Source organism: Micromonospora sp. M42, from assembly GCF_000568915.1.
In the GTDB taxonomy this organism is placed as follows: Bacteria; Actinomycetota; Actinomycetes; order Mycobacteriales; family Micromonosporaceae; genus Micromonospora; species Micromonospora chalcea.
On the sequence record NZ_KK037233.1, the window covers coordinates 189051 to 198593 of the forward strand.

The window sequence follows — 9543 nt, forward strand, 5'->3', positions numbered from 1 at the left end:
CGCGCTGCCGCCGACGGGTTCTACCGTCCCGGGTTGCGGTCCACCGCACCATCACGTGTGCCGCGATGGCCGAGGCGTACCTGACCGCCGGCCGCGCGGAGACCGCCGCGACGCTGGCCGAGGAAGGGCTGGCCGTGGCGGACCGGTTCGGTGAGCGCGTCGTCGTCGCGGAGCTGCACCGGATCCGTGGGGTCGCGCGCCGCGACCGCGCGGAGTGGGACCTCGGCGCCCGGATCGCCGCCGACCAGGGCGCCGCACTGCTGCGGCAGCGGTTCGCGACGTTCTGACCGGTGTGGCGGCCCGCCTCCACGCCTTCTCCACACCCTTTCCACGCCGGGCTGGTGCCCTGGTCGGCGTCGGACGGCCGGAGCCGTCCGGGACCACGTTCCGAAAGGGCATCACGATGGGATCAGTTCAGCCGCCGGATCGCCAGGCCGTCCAGGAGGTCGACGTCGCCGTCATCGGCTGCGGGCCGGTGGGCGCGCTCACCGCGAACCTGCTCGGCGCCCGCGGCGTCCGCACGCTCGTCGTGGAGCGCAGTGCGACGGCGCACGGCCAGCCGCGGGCCTTCTCCTGCGACGACGAGGCGATGCGCATCTACCAGCAGGCCGGCCTGCTCGACGAGATCCGCGACGCCACTGTCGCGCCGCCGCTCGTGGAATACGTCAACGGCGCCGGCCGGGTCTTCGCCCGGATGGCGCTGTCCGAGACGGACTTCGGGTACGGGCACGCGCCGCTGCGCTTCTTCGACCAGCCTCGGCTGGAACACACGCTGCGTACCGGGCTGGACCGGTTCCCGCACGTGCAGCTCTCGCTCGGCACCGAGATGGCCGGCCTCACCCAGGACGAGGACGGGGTCACCGTGCTGCTGTCCGACGTGGCCACCGGGCAGCGGCGGACGGTCCGCGCCCGGTACGTGCTCGGCTGCGACGGCGCGCGCAGCGCCACCCGCGCCGCCGTCCGGATCCCGCTGTCCGGGGCGAGCTACGCCGAGCCGTGGCTGGCCGTCTCCGGCGACGTGCCGCCCGACGCGGTACGGGTCGGGGACACCCGGTTCGTCTGCGACTGGCGGCGTCCGGCGTTCGTGTCCCCGGGCGCGGCAGGCAGCTACCGGATGGAGTTCATGCTGCGCCCGGGGGAGACCGAGGACGAGATGCGGCGGCCCGAGACCGTCGCCGCGCTCGTCTCGCCGTACGTCGATCCGGACCGGTTCACAGTCACCCGCGCGGTGGTCTACACCTTCCACCACCTCATCGCGCGACGGTGGCGGGAGGGACGGGTGTTCCTGCTCGGCGACGCCGCCCACCAGATGCCGCCGTTCATGGGCCAGGGACTGTGCAGCGGCCTGCGCGACGCGGCGAACCTGTCGTGAAAGCTTGTCGCTGGTGCTGTCCGGCGTCGCCGACGCCGCAGTGCTCGACACGTACGAGATCGAGCGGCGCCCGCACACGGTGGAGATGGCGCGCACGAGCGTCCGGCTGGGGCACGTCTTCCTGGCCCGCAACCGGGTCACCGCCGGAATGCGCGACGCCGCGCTGCGGGCGGTGCAGACGATCCCCCGGGTACGGCGGTTCGTGGAGCACTTCGAGTTCAAGCCGGTGCCGGCGTACCGGCGGGGCCTGATGGCCGGCGGGCGGCGCGCCGGCGTGGTCGGGACGATGTTCCCCCAGCCGCGGGTCCTCGTCCCGGGCGCGCCCGGGACGCGCCTGCTCGACGAGGTGCTCGGCGACGGTTTCGCCGTGCTCGGCCGCGCCGGCGTGGACAACCCGCTCGGAGCGTGGCGGCCGGGGCTGCCGGCGCGGTTCGTCGCGGTCCACCCGAGCGGTACGTCGCTCGCCGACCTGCCGGATCCGCTTGCCGGCTCTCCGGCACCCGGCGGGCCGGACCGGGTCGACGTGGTGGACGCCGAGGGGGTGCTCGGCGGGTGGCTGCGACGGCACGGCGCCGACCTGGTGGTGCTGCGGCCGGACCGGTTCGTGTTCGCCATGGTGGCTGCCGGTGGGATCGAGCAGGCCGGGCGGGACCTGTCCGCCGCGCTCGGCGCGCCGGACGGAGGCCGGAGCCGGGCGGACACCCCGGGACTCGCGGCGGCAGCCGATTCGTGACCGGACGCCCGGCAGTCGTGCCTCCCGGGGCCTCTCGTCGTCCACAGCGGACGGCACGGAGGTCACCCACCACCACCCGCCCTGGTCGTACCAGACCTCGTGGACGGGGCACGCCCTTGCCGGGATGCGTGCACGCGCGTAGGAAGAGCACCACCATCCACCACCGTCGTACCACACTCCGATGCCGAAGGAGACGCGCGTGCCCACCCCCAGACGGCTCCGTCTCGCCGTGTCCGCGCTGGTGACCGTATCGGCCGTGTTGCTCGGCTCCGGCGCCGCCGCGGCGCCGCCCGCGCCGGCCGCGAACCGGTCCTGCGACCCGATCGACCCGGCGGCCTGCCTGCTGCCGTTCCCCAACGACTACTTCACCGTGCCGGACCGCAGCACGCCGACCGGCAAGCGGGTGCGGTTCGCCGCCTCCGCGATGCCGGCGAACGTGCTCGGCGTACCGATCGACCCGGCGGAGTGGAACCGGCAGGACGGGTTCAGCCCCGGCTCGCCGATCCTGGCGCGCGTACCCGGTCTCGACGCCACGCGGACCCGGATCGCGCCGGTCACCGACGTCGCGCGCTCGCTGGCGCCGGACGCGCCGATCGTGCTGCTCGACGCCCGCACCGGGCGGCGTACGCCGTACTGGGCCGAACTGGACGCGCACGCCGCCGGCAACCCGGACCGGCAGGTGCTGATCATCCGGCCGGCGGTCGCGCTGACCGAGGGCGCCCGGTACGTCGTCGGCCTGCGCGGCATGCGCGACGGCGACGGCGCGCTGATCCCGGCCCCGAAGGCGTTCCGCAGTTACGTGACCGGCGCGGGCCTGGACCGGCGTGACCCGCGCGCGCCGCAGATGAAACGGATCCTCGCCGACCTGACCCGGGCCGGCGTCAAGCGGCACAGCCTCTACCTGGCCTGGGACTTCACCGTCGCCAGCCGGCACGGTCTGACCGGGCGGATGCTGGCGGTCCGGGACGGCGCGTTCGCCGCGCTCGGCCGCCGCGCTCCCTCGTTCACCGTCAGCCAGGTCACCGACTACACGCCCGAGCAGGACCCGCTGATCGCCCGGCAGGTGACCGGCACCGTCGCCGTGCCGTCCTACCTGACCGGTGACGGGGGACCGGGCTCCCGGCTGCACTACGGTCCGCCCGGCGGCGACGGCACGCCGCCGACGCCGAACGCGCTGCCCACACCGTCCGGCACGACGGTGGCGGCCGACTTCGTCTGCAACATCCCGCGCAGCGCGTCCGCCACGAAGCCAGCCCACCTGTCGCTCTACGGCCACGGTCTGCTCGGCCGGCCCACCGAGATCAACGCCGGCAACGTCAAGACGATGTCGCAGACGTACGACTTCACCTTCTGCGCGACCAGCTGGATCGGCATGGCGGCGGCCGACGTCCCGTACGTGGCGGGCGCCTTCACCGACCTCAGCGCCTTCCCGGCGGTGGCCGACCGGCTCCAGCAGAGCTTCCTGAACTTCCTCTTCCTCGGCCGGACGATGATCCATCGCAACGGGTTCGCCGCCCACCCGGCGTTCCGCGACGCCGCCGGACGGCCGCTGATCGACGTGGCCGGCGGGCTGCACTACGACGGCAACAGCCAGGGCGGCATCAACGGCGGCGCGCTGACCGCCATCGCCCAGGACTGGACCCGCTCGGTGCTCGGCGTGCCCGCGATGAACTACTCCACGCTGCTGCAGCGCAGCGTCGATTTCGCCCCGTTCCAGACCGTCCTGGACGGCTACTACCCGGACAAGATCGATCAGCAGCTCGTCTTCGGGTTGTTGCAGATGCTGTGGGACCGGTCCGAGGCCAACGGGTACGCCCAGCACATGACCGACCGGCCGCTGCCGCGTACCCCGGCGCACCGGGTCCTGATGCACGTGGCCTTCGCCGACCAGCAGGTCTCCACCGCGGCGGCGGAGGTGCAGGCCCGCACCATCGGCGCCCGCCTGCACACTCCGGCGCTCGCCGACGGCTGGTCACCGGACGTGCGCCCGTTCTGGGGCATCGCGCCGATCCGCAGGTACCCGTACGCGGGCTCGGCCATGGTGGTCTGGAACAGCGGCGCGGCGTACGCGCCACCGCCGACGAACCTCGCCCCGGCCGGACCGGAGTACGGCGAGGACTCGCACGAGTTCCCCCGCGCGCAGCCCGGCGCGCAGCGGCAGAAGGCCGTCTTCCTGCTCACCGGCAAGGTGATCGACGTCTGCCCGGGCCGGCCCTGCCCGTGACGTCCGGACCGGGCGTGCGATGGCGCACGCCCGGTCCGCCGCCGGGGGAGTGGCGCCACCGGCAGCGGCGCGCGGCGTCTGATCGCTGACAGGTGAATCAGCGATTGGATATCCCGCGTCTTTACGGCCAGATCCCGAACAAGACCTCATTATCCGGCTCTTCTCCGCAGTAGGAACTGTCTCCGATAAGGCGCCGATTCCACATGAGACGGACATGTCCCTCCAGTCCGTGATTGCGGCACGGGTGGATGAGACCGGCCGGCACGGGCTCCTGGGCGAGAAGTCAACCCCGTGGATCAGGGCAATTTTGAGGACTTCTTCCTCTTGTTTTCCCCCACTCCTTTCCTTTGGTCGACGCGCTTATCGCGCGCCCCGATCCGGATGCGGAAGCCATTTCCGCAGGTCGCGTGGAGTGTCGTGAGCATACTGATCTTGGCTGCCCGGATTGGTGGCCCTGATTGGCGTGATCGACGGGCAACGCAGAGCGACGCCTGGTGTTATGCTGCGCTCCGGGGGAGGTAGTCTGGATGATGTCATCGGCTATCAGACGGGCCTTGGCCAGGAGTTTCAGGCCCGTACACGACGGCGTTTATTCCACTCGTCAATATGTGCGGCGAGGACGGCATAGGCGGGGCGGATGACGCCCGCCGACGCGCTTCTTGGCTGAAGCGCACCACCTGTCACGGGCATGGCGCAGCGGGGCACGTGGGCCGCCGTACGCGCGTTCGCCCGCGTTTTCCCTGCGGTAAGGCGCGCCGCTGTGTATGCCGTGATGACCTACGGCCTGCGCTTTTGCGCGCTCCCTGCCGGGCGGGGCGCTGCTCCGGGTCGACTGTCGGGTAAGTGGCGCGCAATTATCCGACAGTGGCAGAGCTGCGTTCACCTGCAGTTATGAAAATCGTTCCCGCCTGTCGGGGAGTTGGCGCTCGGTGCGTTGCTTGCGCCTCCTGGGAAAGCCGAGTTACACAAACTTTATCAACGATCAGGGTTGACACTCGCCGATGAACGCCGGGATGCTGGTGCCGCCGCCGTCCTGGTAGTCGGCGGGACGAACGCGGATCATTTCGCGAAGTCCAGAACGTGCTTTCCGGATTATTAACGTGGTGCGAACGCAGCATTAATCATGCATTCGCGCCGGACCTACTGTGCCTTTACCGGACGTCAGAAGGAATCGGATCGTGGGCATTTCCCTGCCAGGACGAGGCGATGCGGCCGACCCAGTGCGACAGTCGGCCGGGTCCGCCGGTCGCGCTGGTCAACCGCCGAAACCCGGCACCCTGGTCGACCGGTTCCGTGCGGTCCTTCTCGACCGTCCGGACGGCGTGACCTATCGGTTCCTGGCCGACGGCGAGAACGACGAGGTCGCCATTTCCAACGCCGACATGGATCGGCGGGCCCGGGCCATCGCCGCCACGTTGCGAGAGCGCGTGAACGAGGGCGAGCGGGCGCTCATCGTCTGCCCACCGGGCCTGGACTACCTCGCCGCGTTCCTGGGCTGCCTCTACGCCCGGGTGATCGCCGTACCGGTGTATCCGCCGAACCCGGTGCTGCTCAAGCGGACCCTGCCCCGGCTGATCGGCGTGATCCAGGACGCCCGTCCCGCTATCGTGCTCGCGCCGGCGGAGATCACCGCGATGGCCGGCCAGATCACCGCGCTGGCGCCCGCGCTGGGCTCGCTCGTCTGGCAGGCCGTCGACCGGATCGACCCGGCCGTGGCCGACGGGTGGCGCGAGCCCGGCCTCGGCGGTGACGACGTGGCGTTCCTCCAGTACACGTCCGGCTCCACCGGGCGGCCGAAGGGCGTGGTGCTCAGCCACGCCAACCTGCTGGCCAACCTCGAGGTGACGAACCAGCGTTTCATCACCGACGTCGAGACCACCCGGCTGGTGAGCTGGCTGCCGCCGTACCACGACATGGGGCTGATCGGCGCCATGCTGCAGCCGCTCTACGCCGGGTTCCCGGCGACCTTCATGTCACCGACGTCGTTCCTCAAGCGCCCGCTCCGCTGGCTGCAGGCCATCTCCACCTACCGGGCCACGCTCAGCGGCAGCCCCAACTTCGGTTACGAGCTGTGCCTGGCGAAGACCACCGCGGACGAACGCGCGGCGCTGGACCTGAGCAGCTGGCGGCTGGCGTTCAGCGGGGCCGAGCCGGTCCGGGCCGAGACCATCGACCGGTTCGTGGCGGCCTTCGGGCCCAGCGGGTTCCGCCGCGAGGCCTTCTACCCCTGCTACGGCCTGGCCGAGGCGGCGCTGTTCGTCGCCGGCGGGCTGGCCGGCACCGAACCGGCAGTACGCCGCGTGCGTGCCGCCGACCTCGCCGACAACCGGGCGGTCGAGGCCGGCCCGGACGAGGAGAGCCGGACGCTCGTCAGCTGCGGAACGGCGGCCGCCGGGCACGAGCTGGTCATCGTCGACCCCGCTACCTGCGAGCGGCTCCCGGCCGGCCGGGTCGGCGAGATCTGGTTCGGTGGCGGCAGCGTCGCCCAGGGCTACTGGGGACGCCCGCAGGAGAGCGAGGAGACCTTCCGGGCCCGGCTCGCCGGCAGCGGCGACGGCCCGTTCCTGCGCACCGGCGACCTGGGCTTCCTGACCGACGACGGGGAGCTGTTCGTCACCGGCCGGCACAAGGACCTGATCATCATCGCCGGGCGGAACCACTACCCGAGCGACATCGAGGTGACGGTCGAGCAGAGCGATCCGACGCTGCGTCCGGGCTGCGGCGTGGCCTGTTCGGTGGAGGTCGACGGGGAGGAGCGGCTCGTCGTCATCCAGGAGGTCGGCGGCAGCCGCGCCCGGCTCGACGCCGAGCGCGTCGTCACGGCGATCCGCGGCGCGGTCGCCCAGGAGCACGGCCTCCAGGTGCACGACGTGGTCCTGATCAAGCAGGGCAGCATCCCGAAGACCTCCAGCGGAAAGCTGCAACGGCGGGCCGCCCGGCAGTCCTTCCTCACCGGCGACCTCACGGTGCTGGCGCGCTGGAGCGCGGCCGACCCGGAACACGTCACCGGCGGTGCGGGCAGCACGCCGGCACCGGCCGTGGCCGCGCCCGGTCGCGCCGAGGTCGAGCAGCGCCTCGTGGCGGAGCTGGCCGCCCGGCTGGGGATCAGCCCGCAGGCGGTGGACCCCACCCGGCCCGTCGCCACGTACGGGCTGCAGTCGGTGGAGATGGTCGGGCTCGTGGGCGAACTGGAGACGTGGCTGGGCCGTACCCTGTCCGCGACCCTGATCTGGGAGTACCCGACCATCGAGGCGCTGGCCGCCCACCTCGGCGACCCGGCCACCGGCTCCGAACCCGCCGCGCCGGTCGAGCCCACGGCGCAGGCCGATCCGGCCGCGACCACGGCGACCGGCGCCGAGGCGACCGCGGGCCACGCGGACGCGACCGACGAGGCCGTCGCCGTCATCGGCATCGGCTGCCGCCTCCCCGGCGGCGTCGACGGACCGGAGAGCTTCTGGCGCCTGCTGACCGAAGGACGCGACGCGGTCCGCGAGGTGCCCGCCGACCGGTGGGACGCCGACGAGCTGCACACCGACGACGCGACGACGCCCGGAAGGACGACCACCCGCTGGGGCGGCTTCCTGGACCGGATCGACCAGTTCGACCCGCACTTCTTCGGCATCGCCGCCCACGAGGCCGCCCGGATGGACCCGCAGCAGCGGCTTCTCGCCGAGGTGACCTGGGAAGCGCTGGAGGACGCCGGCTTGGCCGCCGACGACCTGGCCGGCTCCCCGACCGGCGTCTTCATCGGCATCGCCACCAGCGACTACGCCCAGCTCACCCTCGCCGACCTCGACCGGGTCGACGCGTACACCGGCACCGGCAACGCGTTCAGCATCGCGGCGAACCGCCTGTCGTACCTGTTCGACCTGCGCGGCCCGAGCATCGCCGTCGACACCGCCTGCTCCTCCTCGCTGGTCGCGGTGCACCAGGCCGTCACCAGCCTGAGCCGGGGAGACTGCACGCTGGCCGTCGCCGGCGGGGTCAACGTGGTCCTGTCACCCGCGCTGGCGATCAACTTCAGCAAGGCCGGCGCGATGGCGGGCGACGGTCGCTGCAAGACCTTCGACGCCCGGGCCGACGGCTACGTCCGCGCCGAGGGCGCCGGCGTGGTGATCCTCAAGCCGCTGTCCCGGGCGCTCGCCGACCAGGACCCGATCTACGGGGTGATCCTCGGCGGGGCGGTCAACCAGGACGGCCGGACCAACGGGCTGATGGCGCCGAACCCGCACGCCCAGGAGGCGGTGCTGCGCAGCGCGTACGAGCGGGCCGGCGTGGCGCCGGAACAGGTCGGCTACGTCGAGGCGCACGGCACCGGCACGCTGCTCGGCGACCCGATCGAGGCCAAGGCGCTCGCCGCCGTGGTCTGCGCCGACCGCGATCCGGCGCGGCCCCTGTTCATCGGATCGGTCAAGTCCAACCTCGGCCACCTGGAGGCCGCCGCCGGGATCGCCGGCCTGATCAAGGCCGCGCTGGTCCTGCGGCACCGGCAGATCCCGCCGACCCTGCACTACCGGCAGCCCAACCCGCACATCCCGTTCGCGCAGCTCGCGCTCCAGGTGGCCGACACCGGCCAGCCGTGGCCGGACGGGTACGCGCGGGCCGTCGCCGGAGTCAGCTCGTTCGGCTTCGGCGGCACCAACGCGCACCTGGTCCTCGCCGAGCCGCCCCGGTCCGACCGGCACGCCTCCTCCGAAACGGCTGCCGCGCCCGGCGACCTCCGCCTCAACGGCAGCGCGCCCGCCGGAGGCGCCCCGGCGGACCCGGCCCGGCTGCTGACCATCTCGGCCCGTACCCCCGAGGCGCTCGGCGAACTCGCCCGGCGGTACGCGGCGAAGCTGCCCCCGCCCGGCGAAGGCGCGGACCTCGCCGCCGTCTGCGCCGCCGCCGCCGTGCGCCGCACCCACCACGAGCACCGGCTGGCCTGCGTCGGTGACTCGCCCGAGCAGGTACGGGACGCGCTCGTCGCGTACGCGGCCGGCACGGAACGGCCCGGGCTGTCGTGGGGCGCCCGGCGCGTCTCCCGGCGCCCGAAGCCCGTCTTCGTGTTCTCCGGCCAGGGGGCCCCGGTGGTGGCCGATCACCGAGGACCTGCTCGCCGAGCGGCGTTCCGCGACACGTTCGCGCAGTGCGACCGGGCGCTGCGGCAGTACGTCGACTTCTCCCTGCTCGACCTGGTCACCGGCCGGGGCGACGCGAGTCTGCTGGACGCCC

At 72.8% G+C, this 9543-nt stretch carries 5 protein-coding genes; all 5 read left to right on the plus strand.

Annotated features, from left to right (window positions below; genetic code table 11):
- On the plus strand, positions 1-287 hold a 287-nt coding region (locus tag MCBG_RS00630), incomplete at its 5' end, for a hypothetical protein (RefSeq protein ID WP_223200969.1).
- Between the two features lie 116 nt (positions 288-403).
- Positions 404-1372 (plus strand): FAD-dependent monooxygenase, encoded by a 969-nt coding sequence (locus MCBG_RS33375; RefSeq protein WP_223200970.1) that lies wholly within the window; start codon positions 404-406, stop codon positions 1370-1372.
- A gap of 4 nt (positions 1373-1376) precedes the next feature.
- A complete protein-coding gene (locus tag MCBG_RS33380) occupies positions 1377-2105 on the plus strand; it encodes a hypothetical protein (RefSeq protein ID WP_223200971.1) in 729 nt (242 codons plus the stop codon).
- A gap of 199 nt (positions 2106-2304) precedes the next feature.
- Positions 2305-4329, plus strand: coding sequence for a hypothetical protein (locus MCBG_RS00640; protein ID WP_043329952.1), 2025 nt, complete (start codon positions 2305-2307; stop codon positions 4327-4329).
- A 1322-nt stretch (positions 4330-5651) separates the two neighbouring features.
- Positions 5652-9543: beta-ketoacyl synthase N-terminal-like domain-containing protein (locus tag MCBG_RS00645; protein ID WP_198033251.1), on the plus strand; the 3892-nt coding region annotated here is incomplete at its 3' end.